Origin of the sequence: Coprococcus aceti (assembly GCF_025567285.1) — a bacterium.
Classification (GTDB): domain Bacteria; phylum Bacillota; class Clostridia; order Lachnospirales; family Lachnospiraceae; genus Coprococcus; species Coprococcus aceti.
The window spans coordinates 1-26,174 of the sequence record NZ_JAOQJT010000006.1; the positions used below are offsets into that span (position 1 = coordinate 1).

Sequence of the window (26,174 nt, forward strand, 5' to 3'; positions counted from 1 at the left end):
CATATATCATGAAAACAAATATGATAAAGCAATAACAGGCGGAGATGTAGCCAAGGCCTGGGCAGAGTGTGCAATAACATCATTTGTTTTGCGGTCAGTTTTTGAGGGTGGAAAGTCATCGTCAAAAGCAGATGGAAAGAATAGGGGTATGTCTACTAGCAAAGGACGGGTGGAGTCTGAAAGAAGTATTACTTGTGAGGGTGGAAGTACAACAATAGACGATGTTACAGGAATGGATTGGTATAATTATTATAGGGATACATATGGGAAAGAAAATGTGTGTTGGGAAAGTTGTAATCCATCAGAAGTAGCGTCCGCTTGGCAAGGTAGTTATCCCTATACTGGTGTGGATGCCTATACGAATATAACATTACATGATGGTGATATAATCTATATGGGCGAACCATTCCCAACGGGGTATTCTACAACATCAGAAGTAGCGTAGACTATAGGCAATGATGCTCAAAAGGTCTTTGGAGGATTGCAAGTAAAACCATATTATGAAAAAGGAATGGCTTATGCAGAATACAGAAGTAAGTTAACTCCTTACAAAGTTCATGGAGAACTAAATGTGGCAGATGGAGTCGCTTTGAATAATCCGCAATTTGGTCAAGGAGGATTAACGCAAAGATTTGACCCTAATTTTGATTTTAATTGTGCTAATGGAGTACTGGAAAAATTAGATAATCAAACGATTAGTTTAACAAATACTAAAATATCACTAGAGGAATATTTCGGTATGATGAATGAAATTAAGTAGGAGAAATGCTATGAAAAATGGGAAAATTAAATTGGGAAGATATATTATTGAACCAAAGACGAGTATTGATATATTAAATGCAGATGAATTCAATGTAATAAAATTTAATACTGGAAAAGTATATATATCCAAGGAGCCAATGGAATTAAATAAAGAAAAGTTCTGGACTACTATTTTTTGTGATAATAAGATAATATCAAAAGTTGAATTAAGTAATGCTGAAGAGAAGTACAAAATGAATTATCAAACAATGAATGATAATATTCTGAAAGAATTAAGAAAACATAATAATGATTTTTTGAAAAATGAATTAGGAATTCCAAGTAATGAAAGTATTACAGGAATAGAATATGATTATGCATGGGGAAAAATATTTTCATATTATGATAATAAATCATCGGAGACAGGCATTGTGATTGTTTATATTTAATTATGGTTATACTTTAAGACTTCCTTAGAAGTAAAATCTAATAAATCCAACTACCTCCATAACCATTGCCGAAGGCAAAACTTTTCGGTGACCGATTACTATGAATCGAGTCAGAATTCCGTAGAGGAATTCATAGGTTAAAGCGAAATCAGAGTAGTGCAGTCTTTTTGAACTCATAGTAATTCACTCCTAAAGGTTATTCAGAGTGAATTCAACCGGAATCAATCACAGTTAGAGCAAACGGCTCCAACTACAAATACAGCTGATTCGGAGAGATACTCACTCCTGAAGTGATTATCTAATGAAATGTTGGTGGCGACAAACCGTGCGATTATACATCGCTTACGTTTTCTGGAATTGTATCTGGAAATATTGAATATAATAATGGTATCCAAGAAAAAACAATAAAAGAATAGTTTTTGGAATGAAATCCAATAACTATTGAAAATAAACAAGTTTTTGGATATAATGAATACAGCAAATAAAAAATAAATTAGTCATCGAAAATAGATTCATAAGAAAGAAGGTAAATCCTCTCCTCATCATAGGACTCGGATTTTGTTTCGCAAAACAGGAGGATTATATGAATAAGATAATACTTAGAGACGAGTATCTTCAAACTTTGAAGGAATTTAAAGATAAAGACATTATAAAGATTGTAACAGGTATCAGACGATGTGGCAAATCCACGCTTATGCAGATATTTCAGGGCTATCTGAAAGAATCTGGGGTACAAGCAGACCATATCATTGCTATTAATTTTGAAGACTATGATTATGAAGATTTGAAGCAGCCAAGAGAATTATATAAATACATCAAGGATAGGCTTGTAGATGATGATATGCACTATGTGTTCTTTGATGAAATACAGAATGTGGAAGATTTTCCAAAGGTTGTGGACAGTTTGAATTTAAAGCCAAATGTAGATTTGTATCTGACAGGCTCGAATGCCTATATGCTATCTTCTGAGATTGCAACATTTCTTTCCGGAAGATATGTGGAGGTCAAGATGTTGCCCCTTTCCTTTAAAGAATATGTGAAGGCAACGGGAGATGAAAAAGAACTTTCGCTAAAGTATCAGAAATATTTGAAATTCAGTTCATTTCCATATGCTATGATGTTGGATGAGAAGGAAGAAGTAATTAATCAGTATCTTGAGAGTATCTATAGCACTGTGATGTTAAAGGACATTATTTCAAGAAAGAAGATTACCGATGTGATGATGCTTGAAAGTGTGATACGATTTATGTTTGATAATATTGGTAATCTTACATCGACAAAGAAAATCAGTGACACTATGACATCTGACGGAAGAAAAGTGGATGTAAAAACTGTTGAGAAATACATTACAGCGCTGGAAGAATCATTTGTAGTTTATCAGGCAAAACGATACGATGTGAAGGGTAAGAATTATTTGAAAACTCTTGATAAATATTATGTGGTTGACATTGGACTTCGTTATATGTTACTTGGTTCTAGAAATGCAGACACTGGTCATATTCTGGAAAATATAATCTATCTTGAGCTTATTAGACGAGGATATAAGGTCTATGTCGGCAAGGTGGAATCAGAGGAAGTGGATTTTGTTGCCATGAACAGTAAGGGAATTATTTACTATCAGGTGGCTGCTACGGTCAGAGAGGAATCAACACTTTTAAGAGAGCTAAGACCATTGCAGAAAATTACAGACCATTATCCAAAGTATATCATAACACTGGATGAAGACCCTGATGCTGATTACGATGGTATCAGGAGAATTAATGCGCTGCAGTTCTTACTTGGTGAGGAATAAGATTGAGGGATGAAATACCAAAATCCCACCCAATTTCATAGTAAAGACCTGAATCCGTGAAGTTGATTTGTTTTCGAATTTAGGAAGTGATATAAAACGAGAAGATTATGTCCATATTGTTGATGAATATTGGGTAGATTAGCGAAAAGAGTATGAAAAATGGATGTGCGTGTTAATAAAAATGATAAAATGGTGGAATGGGATGTGGGAGGCAAAACCATCTCGATTTATAACGAATATACCTTATATGCATTTAAGCATGGAAAAGGTATGCTAATGATTAAGGAAAAATATGAAACATCAGATAGTGGATTTAGTGCATATAATGAAGAGGGAAATTTAGTATTTTCGTATAGGAGTTTAGGAAATCATCTTAATTATAGGAATAAGGATATTTCTGTAATCAATGGTGCAATAATATCAGCTGATTATGAAGAAGAGAAAAGAAAATTAATAATTATAAAGGAGTTTAATGAAATAAGGTCACTTTTAATATATGATGATAATGCAGACTTTTTATCAGAGATAAATTGTCCAAAAGGTTATATATTTGTTTCGTTGAAAAATTGTGCTGGTCATATCATGGTAGTAGCACAAGGAATAAATGATTTGACTAGGGATTCATTTGGAAGAAACGATTGGAATTTTGAAATTAATTTTGAAAATTTTTACGTTGAAAGAAAATCTATCACACAGTAATTGATTAGAAAATGGTACCAGAAGGCAAAACTTCATATTAAGTTCCAATTGACCGATATAAACGCACTTTTTGTAACAAGAAAATTTATTATGAAAGACTAACTGTCTTTACCAAAAACTTTCGACTTGCCCTTACGAAGTAATAGGCAATAGCGAAAGTTTTTATAAAGACAGTTCCATAGCAAAATTTTGGGGATGGGTGCACTTAAGGACAGTCAAAATCAAAACCTCATATTTAGTTCCCAAATGCTGAAATCAACAAAAAATGCGACATTATTATTGATGATTATGAAGAAGAGGTTCTTGAATTAGATAAAATACCAATGGCATTAGAGGTAGTAAATCAGTTTATAAAGAGTAACTCAAATAAAGAACTTGGTAAATTGAAAACAATGTTGGATTGTGTTATAGGCGAAAACATAATGCCTGAGTACATAGATTAATGCGATATACTGTATTGTTTAGCAAATAGGCATGCAATAAATCACATAGTGAGTTATAATGAAATCAACAGGCTGATACATATTATAAGAGGAGGACAAATTTAAACTATGGGAGTACAAAAGAAGAAGTTGTTACACCGGATAATGGCTCTGGCGATCGCAGTTGCGGTTGGATTGTCAGTGATCGTGCCGGGAGGAACAAGTGCTGAAGCGGCGACAATACCTGCGGATGTGACAAAACCATCTGCCAATTGCGTGTTTATAGCAATGAAGGGCAAGTATGTGTCGGAGGCTTCGGCTGCAGTGAAGAGGATCAATCAGATCCGTTATGAAGCATGTAAGCAGGGCGTTAAGATTGATGGACGGAAATTGACGCTTGACGACTATGTGCCGATCAAGTGGTCGGCAGGACTTGAGAAGATAGCAAGGATCAGAGCTGCGGAGGCGAGTGTTACAATGTATCACTCAAGACTTAACGGAAAGTCTGTATTTGATTTCAAATATCCGGGAAATGGCTGGCCGACTTCCGAGGTGCTTGCGTGGAACTGGTCAGAGAGCATGCTCATGGGCATTGAGCAGTGGTACAGCGAGAAGGATGCCTATGTGAAGGGAACTCCTGGAGCGGTGACCGGACATTACACATCCATGATAAATCCTGCAAACAGGTATGTGGGTGTTGGTACATTTATAAATAAGAATGCATCTTATCCGAATACGACTGCAGCCCAGTTCATGGGAAGCGGCAGTCAGGCTGAGACTATGGCTAAGTCCACTGGTGAGAGCGATGTTACGGTGGAGGTGCAGAAGGACAATATCACATCGGTTAAGATGACCGGAAATAAGAGCGTGCAGGAGGGACAGAAGGTAACTCTCACACTCAAGGCAGTCCTTGGACAGTATGGAAGTACATCGTATAAGGTGCTTGCGGGAGCTAAGTGGAAAACATCGAATTCCGCTATTGCAAAGGTGTCACCTACAGGAGTGGTAACAGGTCTCAGAAAGGGAACTGTGAAGATCACAGCCACTGTTGGATCACGTTCAGCATCATATACGGTAACAGTAACAGGAAAATGTGCGCATGTATATTCCGGCAAGGTAGTAAAAACAGCAACTACCAGAAGCGATGGCAAGGTGTTACATACATGCAGAAAATGCGGCCAGAAGAAGTATATCGTTGTCAAGAAGATAAAGAGTGTTACATTATCACAGACGAGATATAAGTATGATGGTAAGACAAAGACACCTAAGGTGACTGTGAAGGACAGCAATGGTAAGATAATATCATCAAAATACTACAAGGTGACATATCCTAAGGCGAGAAAGAAAGCCGGAACATATACGGTGAAGATAAAGTTTTCCGGAAGGTATAAGGGTACAGTTTCAAAGAAGTACAGAATAGTAAAATAAAAAAATACCGTTGTTCATAAAAAATATGGACAACGGTATTTTTAATCTGAAAGAAATTATTTCTTCTCAGGCTCTGGAGTATAGTCAAGTATGGATGAAATAGCCTTGTGAACCTTTGTATACTCAGTTATAAGAATATGCATACGCTGGAATCCAGGCTGCTCCAGATGATAATATACTCTGGTCATTCTCTTTCCAACCTGCTCTTTGTGATCGGAGATGAAACCGTATTCAATCAATTTGTACAGTGCAGGATATAGAGAACCGATAGGAATCTTTATCACGCCGTCTGACAGTGAGTCCATGAGCTGTGACAGCTCGTAGCCGTAATAATCTTTCTGGCTGAGCAGATAGAGTACGAGCAGCTCCACGGAACCTCTGATGAAGTTCGGCTTTGCAACGACTCTTGCATGTACAGCCTCAACTGCTGCTTCCTTTGCGGTATCATTACTTTGATCCTGAACCATAATACTGTTGGAATATATGCTGTTTAATACGTTTTCCATTAAAACCACCTCATACAAAAAAAATAGTTACACTTTGTATTGATTGTAATTGCAAAATCATTTAATTGCAACCTTTCTTTTCATTAAAATGAAAATAAGTTGCGTATTTTTGCAATTTTTGCTTATTTGAGAAAGGTTTTTGACTGTAACTGCCTGGATAATGCCAATAGACGGCTGGCAGCATCCTTTGGATCGTCAGCTTTCATTATGGCGGACACCACACAGATGCCGGCGATAGGTATGCCCGAGAGGACATCCAGGTTGGTCGGATTGAGTCCTCCGATGGCATTTACCGGGATGGGAACTGCCTTGCAAATGTCTCTCAGTGTATCCGTGGATGTGAGCACTGTCTTGACCTTGGTGGTGGTTGGGTAGATGGCTCCAACTCCCAGATAATCAGCTCCCTGTTCATACGCCTCCACGGCCTGAGGAACAGTCTTGGTGGTTGCGCCCACGATGCGGTCAGGCCCCATGAGTTTTCTGGCTATGGAGACTGGCATGTCTGTCTGCCCCACATGGACACCTTCGGCATCGGTCGCCAGCGCCACATCTACCCGGTCATCTATGATGAGTGGCACGTTGTAGCGGCGCGCAATTGAGTGCACCTTGTCCGCAAGATGTATGTACTCACGGGTAGTTCTTTCCTTTTCTCTAAGCTGCATGAGTGTCGCACCGCCGTCCAGAGCACACTCCACTCTGTACAGAAATTCCTCCTCGGACAACCCTGTGCTGTCCGTTATAAAATATAAAGTAGGATCAAATGTATACATTTCAAAGTCCTTTCTAAAATTGTTACACATACAGATAGTCATTGAGTACGGGCTGCAGCCCCTCGCCCTCTATGTCTGAATACATATGCTCAAGACTTCTGTTGTCGTTGATCTCGAACTGCTCGTCGCCCTGCTCACTGCAGGAAGTCTTGCCGCTGTATTTGCTTTCGTGATCGCCGATTCCGGTTGACACGCCCGCCGATACCTTGGTCGCTGCGATCTTCACTATGCCGTTCCTGAAGTCTGCACTCTCCCTTGAAGATACCGTTATTCCGGCAAATGGCAGGAATATCCTGTATGCGCACAGTATCTGGCAGAGCTGCTTCTCGTGTACGTCCAGAGGATTGATCTGATCGTTGTTGATGATCGGTCTCAGTCTTGGACAGGAGAGTGACATCTCTGCGTGTGGGTATTTTCTCTGGAGAAAATACGCGTGAAGGGCTGTTGCCAGTGCATCCTTGCGGAAGTCGGAGAGCCCTAACAGTGCTGAGAATGCAACGCCCCGCATTCCGCCCATGAGGGCGCGCTCCTGCGAGTCGAAACGGTATGGCCATACTCTCTTGTGACCCATCAGGTGAAGAGTCTCGTATTTGTCTGCGTCGTAGGTCTCCTGGAACACTGTCACATAGTCCGCACCGCACTCATGGAGGTAGCGGTACTCATCGGTGTTCACCGGATATATTTCAAGGCCTACCATGCGGAAGTATTTCCTTGCAAGCTTGCATGCCTCACCGATATACGTTACGTCACTCTGGCTGCGGCTCTCGCCGGTCAGTATAAGGATCTCTTCCATACCGCTGTCGGCGATGACCTTCATTTCCTTCTCGATCTGCTCTGCTGAGAGCTTCATTCTGTTGATGTGATTGTAGCAGTTGAAGCCGCAGTATACGCAGTAGTTCTCACAGTAGTTGGCTATGTAGAGCGGCGTGAACATGTAGACCGTGTTGCCGAAGTGCCTGCTTGTCTCGCGGCTTGCGCGCTGCGCCATCATCTCAAGAAATGGTTCGGCGGCGGGGGAGAGCAGAGCCTTGAAGTCCTCTATGCTGCACGTCTCGTGTTCAAGGGCAGCCATGACGTCTCTGCCTGTGTAACTGCTGTAGTCGTAGCTGTTCATGTGCTCCATGACCTTGCTGCGGATGTCAGATTCAATAACCTCCATGCCCGGAAGGTATTCCATATGGCTTTTCCTTGACGATGGATCTGTCTCCAGACGGTGCTTGATCTCCAGCGCTTCCGGCGAAAGATATTCCGAGTCTATCAGAAAGTGGTTTTCCATCTGAGTGCACCCCCTTAGTCATGCAGGAATCCGGTCAGTGGATCTGAAGCGGATGCCCCTCTGGTGAGAACTCTTCCAAGACCTGCCAGATAAGCCTTTCGGCCTGAATTTATCGCGTCCTTGAATGCCGATGCCATGAGTGGCAGATTTCCGGCTGTGGCGAGGGCAGTGTTTGCCATGATGGCGGCAGCGCCCATCTCCATGGCTTCACATGCCTGGGATGGCCTTCCGATACCGGCGTCAACTATGATCGGAAGTTCGATCTCGTCGATGAGGATCTGGATGAAGTCTTTGGTAGCTAGTCCTTTGTTGGAACCTATAGGTGATGCCAGTGGCATGACCGCTGCGGCTCCCGCATTTACTAGATCACGGGCGGCATTCAGGTCCGGGTACATGTAAGGCAGTACCACAAATCCTTCATTTGCCAGTGCCTCGGTTGCCTTTATCGTTTCCTGGTTGTCGGGAAGGAGATATTTGCTGTCGCGCATGATCTCCACCTTGACGAAGTCTCCACAGCCCAGAGCCCTTGCAAGCCTTGCTATGCGCACGGCCTCCTCGGCGTTCCTCGCGCCGCTTGTATTTGGCAGGAGAGTAACTCCCTCCGGGATGAAATCGAGAATATTTTCCTCTTCTTTTGTATTTGCACGGCGGACGGCCAGAGTGATGATCTCTGCTCCTGCGTCTTTTATAGCTGATTCGATCAGCTTCATGGAATACTTTCCTGAACCCAGAATAAATCTTGAATTGAATTCATGTCCTCCGATTATCAGCTTGTCTTCTTTCATTATAATGCTCCTCCTCCCATGAAACTCACGACCTCCACACAGTCGCCGTCGTTAAATGTGATGTCTGCGTATGTCTCTCTCGGTATGATCTCCTCGTTGATCTCAACAACTATGCGCACCGGTTTGTAGCCGGATTCTTCAAGAAATGCCGCCAGATTCTGCCCGGCAACGTCGAGATATTTTCCGTTCACTGTTACCATAGCCCTTTCCTCCAAAGTCTTTTATCTGCACAAAAAAAGAGTTACCGATCTGGTAACTCCAATAAAGTCTGCACTTTAACAAACGTCTGCTATCAGGCTTCCCTACGTTGGCATTATCCAAATCAGGTTTCCGGTCGAAGGTCACACCTTCCTCTCAGCCTGTACTACAAGCTCCCGCGTCCTCTTTTTGTTGTCAGATAATAATATACGACCTGAAAACCCGGAATGCAAGAGTAATCTATCAGGCAAAGATGTCATTTGACCGCAAATATTCGAAGTTCTCTCAAAAATATACGGAAAATGTACTGCGATTGATGGCTTTTCCTTGACACAGCCCACATATGTATGTACAATTTAGTTGTTTGGCGCGCTAAAGTGTCATACAAAATCAGCAGGTTGCACAAATGCTGATTTGAGTTATCTTATGGAGGACAGTGAAGTTATGAGACAGAAGAAGATTCATTACATCTATAATAAAGAGATGGAGTGTATGGATCCTGAGGAGAGAAGAAAGCTTCAGGGGGAGAGACTTAGAAAGACAGTAGAACTTGAATATGCAAATGTACCGGCATACAGAGCCAGAATGGACGAGGCGGGAGTAAAGCCGGAGGATATAAACAGCATAGACGATATCGTCAAGCTGCCATTTATGCAGAAGACAGATCTCAGGGATAACTTCCCATTTGGACTGTTTGCAGCAGACAGGAAGGACATCATCAGAATCCAGGGTTCATCAGGAACCACAGGTAAGCCTGTTGTAGCTGGCTACACCCAGAACGATATAGATGTGTGGACGGAGATGGTAGCCAGAGCTATCAAGTGCGCTGGTGGCGGAGAGGATGATGTCATCCAGATAGCTTATGGTTATGGATTGTTCACAGGTGGACTTGGAGCACATCAGGGCGCGACTAAGGTTGGTGCCATGGTAGTTCCGATGTCATCAGGCAACACACAGAGACAGATCATGATGATGAAAGAGCTCGGCGCAACCATGCTTTGCTGTACACCTTCATATGCTACATACCTCGCAGAGACCATCAGGGAGATGGGCATCGATCCATCAGAACTGAAGATCAAGTCAGGCTACTTCGGAGCAGAACCTTGGACAGAGGAGATGAGACAGCACCTTGAGGAGCTTCTTGACTTCGATGCATTTGATATATATGGACTAACAGAGATCGGTGGACCTGGTGTTGCATTTGAGTGCTTTGAGAAGAACGGAATGCACATCAACGAGGATCATGTTCTTGCAGAGATCATTGATCCGGTCACAGAGGAGCCGCTTCCAGACGGAGTTCCTGGAGAGCTTGTGTTTACAACCCTTACCAAGACAGGTACACCTATGATCAGATACAGGACACACGATATATGTACACTTACACACGGCACATGTGCATGTGGAAGAACAACAGTCAAGATGAGCCGTATCACAGGCCGTACAGACGACATGCTTGTAATCCGTGGTGTAAATGTATTCCCTAGTCAGATAGAGTCAGTCCTTCTCGGCGTGGAGGAGGCTTCAGCTCATTATATGATCGTGGTTGATCGTGTGAATTCACAGGATAAGCTGACAGTTCAGGTAGAGCTCAAGGAAGATGTGGATATGGGCGATGTTGCAAAGCTTGCGGCTATTGCATCCCGCATCAAGACAGATATCAAGCAGACACTGCTTATCAGCGCAAAGGTTGAGCTGGTTCCACCTAAGACCATTCCACGTTCAGAGGGCAAGGCAAAGAGGATCACAGATAACAGACATATCGGATTCTAATCGGTAAGATTGAGTAGTCAGACGAATCACAGGACTGAAATGTTTGAGAGCGGAAGACTATAGAGAGAATAAAACAGCCGGCTTAATGGCGAGCTTTCCGGGATCGAGACCGGGCATGCCGCTGTGAGCCGGCTGTTTTATCAGGCAGTGATCAGGCAGGGATCAGGCAGGGATCAGGCAGTGATCTTGGGAGGCTTGCACCAGCAGACATCAGCTGTGAGGCCTGCCGCCGGGAAACTGGCAAAACAGATAAAATCGCCAAATGCTGAAAAACCTTGCATTTTGGTATGTTTCCGTGTAGAATTTGCTTTGTTATGTGCGCTGACAGTGAGATACTGCACTGCAGTGGTAAAGTTGGTGCGGAGCAGATAAATTATAATTATTATGGAAGGTGGATTAACTAATGAATGTTTACGAGATGATTGCGTTTATAGCGTATTTTGTCCTGGTAATCGGTGTAGGAATTTATTTCTTCTTCAAATCCAAGGGGAATGCCGGCGAGAAGGATTATTTTCTTGGAGGAAGAGATATGAATGGTCTGGTGGCTGCACTCAGCGCCGGAGCATCTGATATGAGTGCGTGGGTTCTCATGGGACTGCCCGGAGCATTCTATGCGACAGGACTCAGCAACATGTGGATATCAGTTGGTCTGTTCATCGGAACAGCATGTGCCTGGATATTCATAGCACCGAGACTCAGAAGATTCTCGATAGCGTACAACGATTCGATCACTATACCTCAGTATTTGACAAATCGTTTTCAGTCAGACAATAAGCTGCTTCTCATAATATGTGCAGTTATATTTGTGGTTGCATATTGTATATACGCTGCGTCAAGTATATCGGCCTGCGGTACTCTGTTCAATACTGTTATGGGCATCGACAGGAATACAGCCATGATCGGCGCTGCAGTCATCATCATCGTGTACACATTCCTTGGTGGTTTTAATGCAGTGTGCTGGACGGATTTCTTCCAGGGACTTCTGATGCTTGCAGCTCTCATGATCGCACCTATCATTGCGGTCATCACCATGCAGGGCGCTGGCTTTATAGCACCTGATGTTGTCATTCCAGACAATTATTACAATGCCCTTATAAGTGGTTCATTTGACAAGACCAGTGTGATCAATATCATATCAGGACTTGCATGGGGACTTGGATATATGGGTATGCCACATATTCTTATAAGATATATTTCGATCAAGTCAGAGAAGGAGATGAAGAAGTCCAGAATAGTCGGTACTTGCTGGACGGGAATCATCCTCGTTATGGCATCCGTAGTTGGTATGGTCGGCCTTAAGTATCTTGGCGGTGGACTTACAGATAACTCACAGGTATTCATCAGACTTGTAAGAGGCGTGTTCCCTGCACTTGTAGCTGGTATACTTCTCTCAGCTATCCTTGCAGCGTCCATGAGTACAGCTGATTCACAGCTCCTTGCTTCATCATCAGCATTTTCGTCTGATGTGTACAAGCCTATATTCAGAAAGAGTGCATCCGACAAGGAGATGCTCTGGGCAGGAAGAATTGTGGTCATCATCATCTCAGTTGTGGCACTTGCCATAGCGATGAATCCAGACTGCGAGGGTATCATGGCACTCGTGTCAAATGCATGGGGCGCATTCGGATCGGCATTTGGACCGGTCATCGTTCTGTCATTGTACTGGAAGCGACTGAATTACAATGGAGCACTTGCTTCTATCATAGTCGGATTTGCTGTTGACATGCTCTGGTACAAGTTCCTTGCAACACCAACAGGACTTTATGAGATTGTTCCTGGATTTGCAGCAGCGTTCATTACAGCTATTGTCGTATCACTTCTCACAAAGAAGCCTGACGACAAGGTTGTTGAGATATTCGAGAAGGCTAAGCTTCCTACGGAGTAATTTGCAGTGTAGAGTTATAATGCTGGGATCTTTTGGTGGCGGATGAGTTCGTCTGCACACAAAATTATCTCTAAATCAAAATAAAAGGCTGAAAAGATACAAAATCTGAAGAAATTGTATCTTTTCAGCCTTTTTTGCTAAATAAGAGATAATTTTGTGCGCAAAAAAAGAACCACCTGAATTGCTAGGCGGTTCTTTTTTAAACAACAACTTAAACAACTAAGAGTAAATTACTTTCTCTTGAACAACTGAGTTCAGTATATACACAAAATATGAACAGAATATGTACAGAAAAAAAACGTTTTGCAAAATAAAATCTTCAAAATTTAAAGATTTTATGACACATTTTTCAAAGTGCACAAAAAGAAAATGGCCATTTGTGCGGTATGCACAGAGCCTTGTAAAAACATGTAAATCCCGCATAAATATGTAAATAACAGGTAAAGGAGTAAGTATTTCAACTGGTAAAACAGCCTCTTTTTAATTATGATAGGAGATAGGGCGATTATAAGTGTGTGTATGTTTGCCATAACGGGTGGTATATTCGTGTATGCTTACCATCAACCAGTTCCTGCCGAAGTACTGCAGTGTGCTTCTGCGCGATGATTACAGGGAATACGTTTCGGAGATAATCATAGAGGGACACACGGATACGAATGGTTCCTACATATACAATCTTGAACTTTCACAGCAGCGAGCGTTCTCAGTGGCAAAGTACTGTCTGACGGAGAGCAACGGCATCATAAGCAGTGGACATGGCAGCGTCGAGACGCGTGGAGATCAAGTTCAGGCTTCAGGACGAAGAGATGATAGATGAGATGATGGACATTCTCAAGGACAAATAGATATATAAGAGGAGAGCAATGGCGGTAAACAAGACAAAACTCAAAAAGCAAATATTTGACATAATACAGATAGGGGACAAAAGCAATCTGGCGAGCAGGGCATTTGACATATTCATAGTGGGTGTCATATTGTCGAACATATCGGTGATGTTCCTGCAGACCTACGATCAGCTTGAACCATATTATGGGCTGCTGAGTGTTATCGAGTGGGTGACTACAGGCATATTCTGTGTTGAGTATATTCTCCGCATATGGACGGCGGATTTCCTGTATCCCACATGCACCAGAGGAAAGGCTATAGGAAAGTTCCTCATATCATATGACGGAGTTGTGGATCTGCTCACGATCATACCAGTGTTCTTTCTGTCTGGCTTCGTGGCGTTCAGGATGCTCAGGGTGATCCGTATATTCCATCTTTTCAGGATCAATTCAAAGTACGACAGCTTCAATGTCATCAAGATGGTCCTGCTGAGAAAGAGCAGACAGATCATATCGTCCATGTTCATCATATTTATACTGATGATGGCGAGCAGCCTGTGTATGTACAGCACTGAGCATGCCGCACAGCCGGGAGTGTTCAGCAACGCCTTCAGCGGCATATGGTGGGCGGTATCGACAGTCCTTACCGTGGGGTATGGAGACATTTACCCGATCACGCTGCTGGGCAAATGCATGGCGATAGTCATAGCATTTATGGGAGTTCTGCTGGTAGCGATACCTACAGGTATCATAAGCGCCGGATTTGTAGAACAGTATCAGAACAATGCCAACGAGGAGTCCAAAGTTGTTGATGTGGACGAGATTGGAGAACTGCTCGTAGATGATGTGAGCAAGTTTTGCGGCAGGACCATACTCCAGGCTACGGAGGAGTATGGTGTGAATATATATATGGTACTCAGGGATAATATGTCTATACTGCCGACAGGTGATCTGGAGATACAGACAGGTGATATTCTGATAGTGAAGTCAAAATTTCTTGAGAAGAGACGTGGAAGCTCATTATCTTAGGTTATGCAAGTAATAAATATAAAATTGAGATTATAAATGAGAAGTTTCTGTAAACTACAAAAAAAACTCAATAATCATATTGATTTATTTTGACTAATTGGGTATACTTTCAACTGAATATGAGAGAAAGTGTTCATATTTATTTTCAGATTATTGAGTGCTGTATAGTTGCGGTGCCGGCAGGGTACAGGCGACATGCACCTATCAATGAAATACATTTAAAGAAAAGGAGTTAAGAAAAATGGCAACAGTTGATTTAACTAAGTATGGCATTACAGGCACAACAGAGATCGTACACAATCCTTCATATGAATTGTTATTCGAGGAAGAGACAAAGGCTGACCTTCAGGGATACGAGAAGGGACAGGTTAGTGAGCTCGGCGCAGTTAACGTTATGACTGGTATTTATACAGGCCGTTCACCTAAAGATAAGTATATCGTAGTAGATGAGAACTCAAAGGACACTGTATGGTGGACATCAGATGAGTACAAGAACGATAACCATCCAATGACAGAGGAGACATGGGCATCAGTTAAGGATCTTGCAAAGAAGGAGCTCTCAAACAAGAGACTTTTCGTAGTTGATGCATTCTGCGGAGCAAATGCTGATACTCGTATGGCTATCCGTTTCATCGTTGAGGTTGCTTGGCAGGCTCATTTCGTAACAAACATGTTCATCAAGCCAACTGAGGAAGAGCTTAAGAACTTCGAGCCAGATTTCGTAGTGTACAATGCTTCAAAGGCTAAGGTTGAGAACTACAAGGAGTTAGGACTTAACTCAGAGACATGTGTAGCATTCAACATCACAAGCCATGAGCAGGTTATAGTTAACACATGGTACGGCGGAGAGATGAAGAAGGGTATGTTCTCAATGATGAACTACTACCTTCCACTTAAGGGAATGGCTTCAATGCACTGCTCAGCTAACACAGATATGAACGGTGAGAACACAGCTATCTTCTTCGGCCTTTCAGGAACAGGTAAGACAACACTTTCAACAGATCCAAAGCGTCTCCTCATCGGTGATGATGAGCACGGCTGGGATGACAACGGCGTATTCAACTTCGAGGGTGGATGCTATGCTAAGGTTATCGACCTTGACAAGGATTCAGAGCCAGACATCTACAACGCTATCAAGAGAAACGCTCTTCTTGAGAACGTTACACTTGATGCAAACGGCAAGATCGATTTCACTGATAAGAGCGTAACAGAGAATACTCGTGTATCTTACCCAATAGATCATATCAAGAACATTGTAAGACCTATATCATCAGCACCAGCTGCAAAGAACGTAATCTTCCTTTCAGCAGATGCGTTTGGAGTACTTCCTCCAGTATCAATCCTTACACCAGAGCAGACACAGTACTACTTCCTGTCAGGATTCACAGCAAAGCTTGCTGGTACAGAGAGAGGTATCACAGAGCCAACACCTACATTCTCAGCTTGCTTCGGTCAGGCATTCCTCGAGCTGCATCCTACAAAGTATGCAGAGGAGCTTGTTAAGAAGATGGAGAAGAGTGGTGCTAAGGCATACCTTGTTAACACAGGATGGAATGGAACAGGCAAGAGAATTTCAATCAAGGATACAAGAGGAATCATCGATGCAATCCTCAGTGGTGCTATCAATGAGGCTCCTACAAAGAAGATCCCTATGTTCGGCTTCGAGGTTCCAACAGAGCTTCCTGGCGTAGATCCAGCAATCCTTGACCCACGTGACACATACGCTGATGCTTCAGAGTGGGAGACAAAGGCTAAGGATCTTGCAGCAAGATTCCAGAAGAACTTTGCTAAGTACGAGGGTAATGCAGCAGGTAAGGCATTAGTTGCAGCAGGCCCACAGCTCTAAGATATAGCTTAGGATCATATAGAAGAAAGGAACTGTCATAGTCCAGATCCTTTCGCATAGAGAAGACCGGATACATTCGTTCAGAGTGTGTCCGGTCTTTTTTGTCTGCGCCATCCATAAGTAATATTATGCTTTAACCGGCAACCAGAAATTACCTCTTGCAATACCGAACAAATGTTCGTATAATATTATGCATGAACGAGATAATTACAGGACTTACAACGAAGGAAAAACTGAATATACTGGCGGATGCGGCGAAGTATGATGTGGCGTGTACATCCAGTGGAGTGGACAGGAAGGGACAGAAGGGAGCCCTGGGCAACAGTGTATCATGTGGTATATGTCACAGCTTTGCAGCGGATGGAAGATGTATATCGCTGCTTAAGGTCCTTATGACGAACCATTGTGTATATGACTGCAAGTACTGTCTGAACCGCAGAAGCAATGATGTGCCAAGAGCGACATTTGAACCGGAGGAGCTGTGCGATCTGGTCATAGAGTTCTACAAGAGGAATTATATAGAAGGGTTGTTCCTGAGCTCTGGTGTGCTCAGGGATCCGACATACACTATGCAGAGGATGTGTGAGACTCTGTATCTTCTCAGGACGAAGTACAGGTTCAATGGATATATCCATGTGAAGACCATTCCGGGGGCATCGGATGAGCTTATAAGCATGGTGGGATATTTAGCGGACAGGATAAGTGTTAATATGGAGCTGCCGACTGAGGAGGGTTTGAAGAAGCTTGCCCCGAACAAGAGTTTTGGCACCATACTTGATCCCATGGGCAAGCTGACCAGCACTATAGAATCCCACAGACTGGCGGTGGGCAAGACTGCGCGTATGGAGAGGAGCGGTATCAACAGATACCTTACTGGAAGCATATTCAACGAGAAGAATCTGCAGAAGGATCTGACCGCATACAAAGCAGAGCTGGCAGGGCAGGAAAGACATGGTGCTCTGCAGATGTCAGCAGCAGAGGCACTCACAGATGGAATGACCTCTGATAAAAGAGACATCGGTGCTGCCTCTTCGCCCCTCCCTGTCATGTTTGGGGATACAGACAGGAGACAGGCATTTGCCCCGGCGGGACAGAGCACACAGATGATAGTTGGAGCCAGCGGAGAGTCGGATTACATGCTCATACACACAGCCCAGAGACTGTATCAGCGATACGATCTGAAGCGTGTGTTCTACTCCGCGTATATACCGATCAACGAGGACTCGGCACTCCCTGCGCTGGATACGGCGGTTCCATTGCTCCGTGAGCACAGATTGTATCAGGCGGACTGGCTGCTCAGATATTATGGATTCCACGCTGAGGAGATATTGTCTGAGAACGAGCCGAACCTCGATCAGAGAATGGATCCGAAGTGCAACTGGGCAGTGAGGCATCTTGACCAGTTCCCGGTGGAGGTGCAGACGGCACCGTATGATCTGCTTCTCAGGATTCCCGGCATAGGGCCGAAGTCGGCGGGCAGGATAGTGAGAGCCCGCAGATACGGAAGTCTGGATTTCGATAATCTGAAGAAGATGGGGGTGGTGCTTAAGAGAGCACATTATTTTATAACGTGTGGCGGACGTATGATGTACAGGATCCCTATAGAGAGGGATTACATTGTCAGGGAGATGACGGATCTGAGCCGGGGAGAGAACTGGCAGGCATCACACGGCAATGAACAGTATAGACAGATGACTTTATTTGATATAGGAATGAAGGCGTGAAGGTGGAAGTTATGGACAATATGAAGGTTTTCACATGCAGGGACAGATATGACGATATGGCTACATGCATATATGAGGCGTGGAGTATGGCACTGCAGGTCGGACACGACCATGTGATGCTTATGAAGGAGCCTGTGGAACAACTGGATATGTTCGCTGACTATATACATGTCGAGCCGGATGCGGACAAGGTGCAGAAGTTTACCCGGTCTGTGAAGAAGGTATCCTGGCTGGTGTACCGCAACGTATTCAATGCACTATTGTCGCATCAGGAGGATGCACTGGACACTGTGTACAGATATCTGATACTGGCATTTGCCGAGGGCCGAAAGGTGGAACATATGCTCATAAGTCCGGAGGTGATGCGTATCATGGAGCTTGGGCGGAGTGTGAGCAACGAGGCACATCTATTCAGGGAGATAGCCAGATTCACTGCTGTCCAAGGGCGGGTGTATGTATGTCATATAGAACCAAAGGACGATGTTGCGCTTCTTGTCGCCAGTCATTTTGCGGACAGGATGCCGTCAGAATACTGGCTGATAGTGGATGATGGCAGACGTTACGCCGTGGTGCATCCGGTGGATTCGGATATGTATGTGAGGCGGCTTACAGATCAGGAGATGGAGACGCTGGGCAGTGCAGAATATATGGAGGATGATTACACAGATATGTGGAGAACATTCTTCAGCGCGGTGAGCGTGGAGCAGAGAGAGAACTACAGATGCCAGAGAAGCATGTTCCCTTTGTGGTCGAGAAAGCATGCTACAGAATTTTTGGGATGATCATAGAAAAAATGCTTGAATTGGCTGGAAAAATATGATAGTATCTGAACTTGTGATGTATTAATCATATTTTCCTTGCTCACAGATGACTGTGGGCCAGAGACCATAAGGAGGTGCAATGTAATGAACAAATATGAATTAACTTTAGTTGTTAGTGCAAAGATTGATGAGGAAGCCAGAACAGCTGTAGTTGATAAGGTTAAGTCTTATATTGAGAAGGCTAACGCAACAATTACAGAAGTTAACGAGTGTGGACTCAAGAAGCTTGCTTACGAGATTCAGAAGATGGGCGAAGCATACTACTACTTCATTCAGTTTGATGCAGAGGCTGGAGTTCCAGCTCAGCTTGAGGCTAACATTCGTATTATGGAATCAGTTCTTAGATATCTTTGCGTTAGATTAGACGCCGAGTAATAGGAGGTATTCTATAATGAACAAGGTAATATTGATGGGTCGTCTCACAAGAGACCCGGAAGTTAGATATTCACAGTCAAACACAGGTGATGGCCAGATGGCTATTGCAAGATACACATTGGCTGTAGACAGAAGATTCAATAGAAATGGCGACCAGAGTGCAGACTTCATCGGCTGCGTTGCATTTGGCAGGAGCGCTGAGTTTGCAGAGAAGTACCTGAAGCAGGGAACGAAGATTGCTATAACAGGTAGAATCCAGACTGGAAGCTATACGAATAAGGATGGTAACAAGGTGTACACAACTGATGTTGTTGTTGAGGAGCAGGAGTTTGCTGAGAGCAAGGCTGCAAGCGGACAGGCATCAGGCGGTGGATATCAGCCAGCAGGAAGACCGGCACCTGGCAATGCAGGAGCTGAGGGCTTCATGAGTATACCGGAAGGTATTGAGGACGATTTACCATTCAAGTAAAATAGGAGGTAAATACAATGGCTTACAATAAGACTGATAGAGCTGACGCTCCAATGAAGAGAAGAAATATCCGTAGAAGAAAGAAAGTCTGCGAGTATTGTGCTAATAAAGAGGCTGTGATCGATTACAAGGATTCAAACGCACTCAGAAAGTATATCTCAGAGAGAGGTAAGATCCTTCCAAGAAGAATCACAGGAACATGTGCTAAGCATCAGAGAGCAATCACAATTGCTGTTAAGAGAGCTAGACAGATTGCAATATTACCATACGTTCAGGATTAATTCTTATCATTGATAAGTATATAAAGGACCCGTTGTTCAGCTATGTGCTGGATGACGGGTTTTTGTGTAAATTCATAGAATATTATTTCCTGTAGGCGTATTTTATGAGGACAGAAAGGTGGGGGATAAATGGCAGAGAATGTTGTGAGAGTAAGCGGACTCACGAAGACATTTGGAAAGAATACTGTTTTGTCCAATGTCAATATATCTCTTGAAAGGGGGAAGATATATGGCTTTATAGGACAGAACGGGGCAGGAAAGACTACCCTGATCAATCATATCAATGGTCTGTTGTTTCCTGACGAGGGAGAGATAGAATTATTTGGCGCCAGTGACAGCAAGGGGCTGGTGAATGCCAGAAAGAGGATAGGAACGGTGTGCGAACATGCCGGACTGCACGACAATTATAATGCTGTAGACAACATAAAGCTTAATATGAAGCTGAGGGGGATAAAGAACGACAAGCTCATCGAGCAGACCATAGCAAATGTTGGATTGCAGGGCGTTGGCAAGAAGAAGTTTAGGAATTATTCGATGGGAATGAAGCAGAGGCTGGCGATTGGCTGTGCCATGCTGTCAGGTCCGGATCTCCTGCTATTGGATGAGCCGATAAACGGACTTGATCCGGTTGGAATAGTTGAGATAAGAAATCTTCTCAAGCAGATAAATCAGAGATTTGGTGTGACGATACTTATATCCAGCCATATACTCACAGAGCTTCACGAGCTGGCAACGGACTACATAATGATAGACAGAGGACAGATCATAGACTGCCTCTCTGCAGCGCAGCTTGACGCGAAGTGCCACAGGAGACTGAGATTGCGCACCAATGATGTGAAGAAGGTTCTTGATATACTTGCTATGAGATACAATATAGTGAATGTGTATGTGAATGGCGATGAGATAATCGTGGACCAGCCGGTAAACTCAGACGAGCTGGCATGGGTTCTCTACAATGAGAGGGTGTTTGTCAGTGAGTACCATCTCGAGGAGGAGAGCCTTGAGAACTACTTTATTCACAGGATAGGGGGTGCTCATTATGCGTGAACTGTTGTCGGCTGAATTTTATAAGCTGTATAAGAGCCTGGGCTTCAGGGTGTGCCTGATAGTTTTCTTTGTCCAGGATATAATATATCTGATCTCGGTGGGATTGGTTGGAGATATTCTCGGAATAGAACTCACGGGAGATTTTCAGTTCCAGTATCTGCTGGGCTCGTTTTCTGGAAGCTCGGTGTCCGGCATGCTGTTTGGATTTATTGCGGCGTCGCTCATCACCAGCGATTACAAGTCCAGGGATATCCAGTGTGCGATAGCCCAGGGACACAGCAGGGCACATATAATGTTTTCGAAGATCATAGTATATATAGTGGCGATATGGATACTCTCTCTTGAGGATATACTTGTATATACCATAGGAGGATGCATTTGTGGAGGCTTTGGAAAGGCATTTACCCTGAATGTGGCGGGATATATGCTGAGATCGATAGCGTGCGAGGGCTTTGTGCTTACGATGTTATATATGACATGCGTATTCCTTGCATTTGCGCTGACGTCCAAGGCAGCATCCGTATCCGTGAATCTGCTGCTGTTTTTCCTGGTGGATCTCGGCGTGCAGATCATGCCTGTGCTGTTCCAGTCGGATGTTCTGGAGAAAATACTGGGCTATATGCCGTTCAGCTCTGTGAGGGAGATGAGTCAGGTCGATATAGACTGGAGTCACGCGGGAATATCCCTGGCAGTGGCCGCTGCGTATGGCGCGGTGATGATAGTGGCAACGTGGTTGACATTCAGGAAGAGAGATCTTCGATAGAGAATTATGACAGAATATACATTTGCTCAACCGTTCATCTGTGTTGACAAAAGTTCTGTCAAAGTTTATTATAACTCTAGCTATGAGAAAAACTCATAGGGATTTACATGCAGAGGATCAAACAATGTGTAGAAAAGGAGTATAACGATGGGAAAATACACAAAGGAAGACATACTGAAAAAGGTCAAAGAAGATGATGTTGAGTTTATAAGACTTCAGTTCACAGATATTTTTGGTGACCTTAAGAACGTAGCGATAACCTCAAGCCAGATAGAGAAGGCACTTGACAACAAGATCATGTTCGACGGTTCTTCTATAGAGGGCTTTGCGAGAATTGAGGAGTCAGATATGTATCTGTATCCTGATTATGATACATATGAGACATTCCCTTGGAGACCACAGCAGGGAAAAGTTGCAAGACTTATATGTGATGTATATAAGCCTGATGGAACACCATTTGAGGGCGATCCAAGATATGTACTTAAGAGAGCTCTGGCTGAGGCAAAAGAGATGGGTTACACTATGAATGTAGGTCCTGAGTGTGAGTTCTTCCTCTTCCAGACAGATGAGAACGGAATGCCTACAACTAACACATACGAGAGAGCAAGCTATTTTGATCTCGGACCACTGGATTTCGGTGAGAATGCGAGAAGAGATATGGTTCTTACTCTTGAGCAGATGGGATTTGAGATCGAGGCATCACACCATGAGGTAGCTCCTGCACAGCATGAGATAGATTTCAAGTACGGTGAGGCTTTGAGAACCGCCGACAACATCGAGACATTCAAACTGGTTGTAAAGACTATTGCCAAGAGACATGGTCTCTGCGCAACATTCATGCCAAAGCCAAAGTATGGCGTATGCGGTTCAGGTATGCATATGAACATGTCGCTCCAGAAGGATGGCAAGAACATATTTGCAGATGAGAACGATAAGCTCGGACTTAGCCAGGAGGCTTACTGGTTCATCGCCGGAATCATGGAGCATATGAAGGAGATGACAGCCATCACCAACCCACTTGTAAATTCATACAAGAGACTTGTTCCAGGCTATGAGGCTCCTATTTACATCGCATGGTCAGCAAAGAACAGAAGTCCACTTATCAGAATTCCAAGTGCACGTGGTGCAGGAACAAGAGTTGAGCTCAGATGTCCGGATCCAACAGCTAACCCATACCTTGCCATGGCAGTATGCCTTAAAGCAGGACTTGACGGAATCAAGCGTCAGCTTCCAGTTCCACCAAGTGTAGATACAAATATATTCAACCTCACTGCAGAGGAGAAGAAGACACGTCATATCCACAGCCTTCCTGCAAACCTCAGAGAGGCAACTCTTGCCATGAGCGAGAGCGACTTCATGAAGGAGGCAGTTGGTTCACACATCTTCGAGAGATATACAAGTGCCAAGATGGATGAGTGGAATGAGTACACAAGACAGGTTACAGACTGGGAGATCTCAAACTATCTGTACAAAGTCTGATCTTATACACGAACAATATAAAATGATGAGTAGTATAGGTAAGCGGAGCGAAAGGTCTGCTTACCTATATATTTGATAATAGCTATACATACACGATTGAGAGGGCTTTGATTTGGTAAATGTTATAATAGTTTTTCCGAAAATAGAGGAAGCAAAGAGTATAAAAAACCTGCTCATTCGCAATGGTATAAGTGTTACAAAGGTGTGTACAACCGGAGCCCAGGCGGCGCAGGCTGCGGATGCGTGTGACGATGGAGTCATAATATGTGGATATAAATTCCTGGATATGATGTATTCAGATCTTGAGAATTATATTCCGAAATATTTTGACATGATCGTGCTCAGCAGCAAGAAGAATTATGAGGAAGTCCGGGACAGCGGCGTGGTATGTCTGTCTATGCCGATAAAGTCCATGGACTTTGTGAATACCGTAAGTCTCACCATAGAGAATCTTCTGTGGGAGAGAAAAAAGAGAAAGTCCAGGCCAAAGGAGAGAACCGAGGAAGAGAAGAAGGTCATCAAGGCGGCAAAACTCAAGCTTATGCATGACTTTGAGTATGATGAACAGGACGCTCACAGATATCTGCAAAAGAAGAGCATGGATAACGGTATAAATATAGTCGAGATGGCATATATGATACTGGATAATTCAGATTGTTTCTAAAACAGATCAAGAGGGAGGCTTTCTATTGCGATTCACGAAGATGGAAGGACTTGGAAATGACTACGTGTACGTGAACTGCTTCAGAGAAAAGGTGTATGATCCGGAGATCCTTGCCAGGCTTGTCAGTGACAGGCACAGGGGCATTGGGGGCGACGGACTGATACTTATAGGACCTTCGGCCAGGGCTGATTTTAATATGGATATATACAATGCGGATGGCAGCAGGGCAGAGATGTGTGGAAATGGCATAAGATGCCTTGGCAAGTATGTATACGACCATGGAATGACGGAGAAGACGGAATTTACTGTGGAGACACAGGCGGGTATAAAACGGCTCAGATGCATTCTGCAGGATGGAAGAGTGGTTGCGGTGTGTGTGGATATGGGCAGACCGGATATAGGTGCGGCTGTCGAGATGGCTGTTCTGCCTGATGAAACCGTGGATTTTGTCCGGGTATCCATGGGCAATCCCCATGCGGTTGTGTGGGTAGATGATATATATGTCTGCCAGATGGAGACTCTGGGGCCTGAGATGGAGGTGCATCCCATGTTCCCGAACAGGACAAATGTAGAATTTGTCCAGATCGTTGACGAAGATCATATGAGGATGCGAGTGTGGGAGCGCGGCTCCGGCGAGACATTTGCGTGCGGTACAGGCGCGTGTGCGGCTGTGGCGGCGGGGATAGCTGCCGGCAGGACGAGAGATTCGGTAAAGGTCTCGTTGCTCGGAGGAACTTTAGATATTGATTACGACAGGCAGAATGAAACTATGTACATGACAGGACCGGCAAGGGAAGTATTTGAAGGCTGGACTGATATATATTAGGAGGAAAGATATGTTTAAGGCAAATGAAAATTATTTAAAGCTTCCGGGAAGTTATCTCTTCTCAACAGTTGGAAGAAAGCAGAGAGAGTACAGCGCAGCACACCCTGACAAGAAGGTTATAAGACTCAGTATCGGTGATGTGACTCAGCCACTTGCACCGGCTATCATAGAGCGCCTTCACAAGGCTGTAGACGAGATGGCAGTTGCGGAGACATTCAAGGGATATGCTCCTGATCTCGGCTATGAGTTTCTCAGAAACACCATAGCAAAGAATGACTATGCTGACAGAGGCGTGGACATATCTGCTGATGAGATATTTGTCAGCGACGGGGCAAAGAGTGACTCAGCAAATATCCAGGAGATATTTACAGCAGACAGCAAGATCGCAGTATGTGATCCTGTATACCCTGTATATGTTGATTCAAATGTAATGGCAGGAAGAACAGGAACATACGACAAGAACACAGAGTTGTGGAGCGATGTAATTTACATGCCATGTCTTGCGGACAATAACTTTGCGCCAGAGCTTCCAAAGGAGACACCTGACATCATATATCTGTGTTTCCCAAACAACCCTACAGGAGCAACGATCAAGAAGGATCAGCTTCAGGAGTGGGTAGATTACGCAAATAAGGTCGGAGCAGTCATCATCTACGATGCTGCATACGAGGCATATATCAGCGAGGAGGATGTTCCTCATACAATATATGAGTGCGAGGGCGCAAAGACATGTGCTATCGAGCTCAAGAGCTTTTCTAAGAATGCAGGATTCACAGGAACACGTCTTGGCTATGCTGTAGTTCCAAAGAATCTGAAGGACGCAGATGGCGTGTCAATGCACAGCCTGTGGGCAAGAAGACATGGAACAAAGTTCAATGGCGCTCCATACATTGTTCAGGCAGCAGGAGACGCGGTGTACTCAGACGAGGGCAAGGCTCAGACAAAGGCTCAGATCGCATACTACATGAATAACGCAAAGGTTATCTCACAGGGACTCAAGGATGCGGGTTACACTGTATCAGGCGGTGTAAATGCGCCATACATCTGGCTTAAGACACCGAACAACATGTCATCATGGGATTTCTTCGATTATCTGCTTGAGAATGCAAATGTAGTCGGAACCCCAGGTTCAGGCTTCGGACCAAGCGGTGAGGGATATTTCAGACTTACTGCATTCGGAACTTATGAGAATACAGTTGAGGCTATAGAGAGAATCAAGAATATGTAATACAGCTATAAGCTGTGGTGTATACATGCATGGATCAGCGTGTGTGATCCGATATATATACGTTACAGTACATAGTG

26 protein-coding genes, 1 pseudogene and 1 riboswitch are annotated in these 26,174 nt (G+C 43.8%); of the genes and pseudogenes, 22 read left to right on the forward strand and 5 right to left on the reverse strand.

Translation table 11 applies throughout. The features are described from left to right. The 6 genes and pseudogenes from OCV54_RS09030 to OCV54_RS09055 form a co-directional block, all read left to right on the forward strand. Window positions 1-445 (forward strand): annotated as a pseudogene (locus tag OCV54_RS09030) (hypothetical protein); the annotation flags it as partial. A gap of 66 nt (window positions 446-511) precedes the next feature. Then, window positions 512-760 (forward strand): hypothetical protein, encoded by a 249-nt coding sequence (locus OCV54_RS09035; RefSeq protein WP_055223659.1) that lies wholly within the window; start codon window positions 512-514, stop codon window positions 758-760. Between the two features lie 10 nt (window positions 761-770). Then, complete coding sequence (locus OCV54_RS09040; protein WP_055223661.1) at window positions 771-1,190, forward strand: hypothetical protein; 420 nt, start codon at window positions 771-773, stop codon at window positions 1,188-1,190. Between the two features lie 583 nt (window positions 1,191-1,773). Beyond that, window positions 1,774-2,982, forward strand: a complete 1,209-nt coding sequence (locus OCV54_RS09045) for an ATP-binding protein (protein ID WP_015533321.1) — start codon at window positions 1,774-1,776, stop codon at window positions 2,980-2,982. Window positions 2,983-3,147: 165 nt separating this feature from the next. Continuing rightward, a complete protein-coding gene (locus OCV54_RS09050) occupies window positions 3,148-3,681 on the forward strand; it encodes a hypothetical protein (protein WP_262563281.1) in 534 nt (177 codons plus the stop codon). Between the two features lie 551 nt (window positions 3,682-4,232). Then, a complete protein-coding gene (locus tag OCV54_RS09055) occupies window positions 4,233-5,531 on the forward strand; it encodes a CAP domain-containing protein (protein WP_055223663.1) in 1,299 nt (432 codons plus the stop codon). 56 nt (window positions 5,532-5,587) lie between these two features. On the opposite strand, the gene OCV54_RS09060 is transcribed toward OCV54_RS09055, so the two are convergent. The 5 genes from OCV54_RS09060 to thiS all read right to left on the reverse strand — a co-directional run bounded on the left by OCV54_RS09060 (window position 5,588) and on the right by thiS (window position 9,068). Beyond that, a complete protein-coding gene (locus OCV54_RS09060; RefSeq protein WP_015533318.1) occupies window positions 5,588-6,037 on the reverse strand; it encodes a PadR family transcriptional regulator in 450 nt (149 codons plus the stop codon). 122 nt (window positions 6,038-6,159) lie between these two features. After that, window positions 6,160-6,807, reverse strand: coding sequence for a thiamine phosphate synthase (thiE, locus tag OCV54_RS09065; protein ID WP_055143818.1), 648 nt, complete (start codon window positions 6,805-6,807; stop codon window positions 6,160-6,162). A 22-nt stretch (window positions 6,808-6,829) separates the two neighbouring features. Next, window positions 6,830-8,083, reverse strand: coding sequence for a 2-iminoacetate synthase ThiH (gene thiH, locus OCV54_RS09070; protein WP_055143820.1), 1,254 nt, complete (start codon window positions 8,081-8,083; stop codon window positions 6,830-6,832). Between the two features lie 14 nt (window positions 8,084-8,097). After that, window positions 8,098-8,868: a thiazole synthase gene (locus OCV54_RS09075; protein WP_015533315.1), complete on the reverse strand. Its 771-nt coding sequence runs from the start codon at window positions 8,866-8,868 to the stop codon at window positions 8,098-8,100. Next, the gene (thiS, locus tag OCV54_RS09080) at window positions 8,868-9,068 is read right to left on the reverse strand and encodes a sulfur carrier protein ThiS (protein ID WP_055223665.1); all 201 of its coding nucleotides are present in this window, start codon (window positions 9,066-9,068) and stop codon (window positions 8,868-8,870) included. Before thiS ends, OCV54_RS09075 begins: the two co-directional genes overlap by 1 nt. An 82-nt stretch (window positions 9,069-9,150) precedes the next feature. Continuing rightward, window positions 9,151-9,256: riboswitch (TPP riboswitch) on the reverse strand. Window positions 9,257-9,510: 254 nt separating this feature from the next. Here thiS and OCV54_RS09085 point away from each other — a divergent pair. From OCV54_RS09085 to OCV54_RS09160, 16 genes are all read left to right on the forward strand, one after another. Beyond that, on the forward strand, window positions 9,511-10,836 hold the full coding sequence (locus OCV54_RS09085; protein ID WP_070099117.1) for a phenylacetate--CoA ligase family protein: 1,326 nt from the start codon (window positions 9,511-9,513) through the stop codon (window positions 10,834-10,836). A gap of 403 nt (window positions 10,837-11,239) precedes the next feature. Next, window positions 11,240-12,721, forward strand: coding sequence for a sodium/proline symporter PutP (gene putP, locus OCV54_RS09090; RefSeq protein ID WP_015533312.1), 1,482 nt, complete (start codon window positions 11,240-11,242; stop codon window positions 12,719-12,721). A 550-nt stretch (window positions 12,722-13,271) separates the two neighbouring features. After that, on the forward strand, window positions 13,272-13,538 hold the full coding sequence (locus tag OCV54_RS09095) for an OmpA family protein (protein WP_022216619.1): 267 nt from the start codon (window positions 13,272-13,274) through the stop codon (window positions 13,536-13,538). Window positions 13,539-13,584: 46 nt separating this feature from the next. Beyond that, window positions 13,585-14,574, forward strand: a complete 990-nt coding sequence (locus OCV54_RS09100; RefSeq protein WP_055223667.1) for an ion transporter — start codon at window positions 13,585-13,587, stop codon at window positions 14,572-14,574. A 241-nt stretch (window positions 14,575-14,815) separates the two neighbouring features. Next, window positions 14,816-16,420: a phosphoenolpyruvate carboxykinase (ATP) gene (gene pckA / locus OCV54_RS09105; protein WP_055223669.1), complete on the forward strand. Its 1,605-nt coding sequence runs from the start codon at window positions 14,816-14,818 to the stop codon at window positions 16,418-16,420. Window positions 16,421-16,614: 194 nt separating this feature from the next. Then, window positions 16,615-18,144, forward strand: coding sequence for a putative DNA modification/repair radical SAM protein (locus OCV54_RS09110; protein WP_055143824.1), 1,530 nt, complete (start codon window positions 16,615-16,617; stop codon window positions 18,142-18,144). Between the two features lie 11 nt (window positions 18,145-18,155). Beyond that, a complete protein-coding gene (locus tag OCV54_RS09115; protein ID WP_308936792.1) occupies window positions 18,156-18,926 on the forward strand; it encodes a TIGR03915 family putative DNA repair protein in 771 nt (256 codons plus the stop codon). 123 nt (window positions 18,927-19,049) lie between these two features. Next, the gene (gene rpsF / locus OCV54_RS09120; protein ID WP_015533308.1) at window positions 19,050-19,340 is read left to right on the forward strand and encodes a 30S ribosomal protein S6; all 291 of its coding nucleotides are present in this window, start codon (window positions 19,050-19,052) and stop codon (window positions 19,338-19,340) included. Between the two features lie 16 nt (window positions 19,341-19,356). Beyond that, the gene (locus OCV54_RS09125) at window positions 19,357-19,809 is read left to right on the forward strand and encodes a single-stranded DNA-binding protein (protein WP_022216615.1); all 453 of its coding nucleotides are present in this window, start codon (window positions 19,357-19,359) and stop codon (window positions 19,807-19,809) included. A 17-nt stretch (window positions 19,810-19,826) separates the two neighbouring features. Continuing rightward, window positions 19,827-20,090, forward strand: a complete 264-nt coding sequence (gene rpsR / locus OCV54_RS09130) for a 30S ribosomal protein S18 (protein ID WP_015533306.1) — start codon at window positions 19,827-19,829, stop codon at window positions 20,088-20,090. A gap of 129 nt (window positions 20,091-20,219) precedes the next feature. Next, a complete protein-coding gene (locus OCV54_RS09135) occupies window positions 20,220-21,137 on the forward strand; it encodes an ABC transporter ATP-binding protein (RefSeq protein WP_022216614.1) in 918 nt (305 codons plus the stop codon). Further along, a complete protein-coding gene (locus tag OCV54_RS09140; protein ID WP_015533304.1) occupies window positions 21,130-21,900 on the forward strand; it encodes an ABC transporter permease in 771 nt (256 codons plus the stop codon). The genes OCV54_RS09135 and OCV54_RS09140 overlap by 8 nt, the downstream gene beginning before the upstream one ends. 147 nt (window positions 21,901-22,047) lie before the next feature. After that, entirely contained in the window at window positions 22,048-23,379 is a 1,332-nt protein-coding gene (gene glnA / locus OCV54_RS09145; RefSeq protein ID WP_055143826.1) for a type I glutamate--ammonia ligase, read from the forward strand. A gap of 112 nt (window positions 23,380-23,491) precedes the next feature. Further along, window positions 23,492-24,043 carry an ANTAR domain-containing response regulator gene (locus tag OCV54_RS09150; RefSeq protein WP_070097439.1) on the forward strand — a complete coding sequence of 184 codons (552 nt, stop codon included), beginning with the start codon at window positions 23,492-23,494 and terminating at the stop codon, window positions 24,041-24,043. A gap of 25 nt (window positions 24,044-24,068) precedes the next feature. After that, a complete protein-coding gene (gene dapF / locus OCV54_RS09155; protein ID WP_055143828.1) occupies window positions 24,069-24,869 on the forward strand; it encodes a diaminopimelate epimerase in 801 nt (266 codons plus the stop codon). A 10-nt stretch (window positions 24,870-24,879) separates the two neighbouring features. Beyond that, window positions 24,880-26,097, forward strand: coding sequence for an LL-diaminopimelate aminotransferase (locus OCV54_RS09160; protein WP_015533302.1), 1,218 nt, complete (start codon window positions 24,880-24,882; stop codon window positions 26,095-26,097). Window positions 26,098-26,174: the final 77 nt, after the last annotated feature.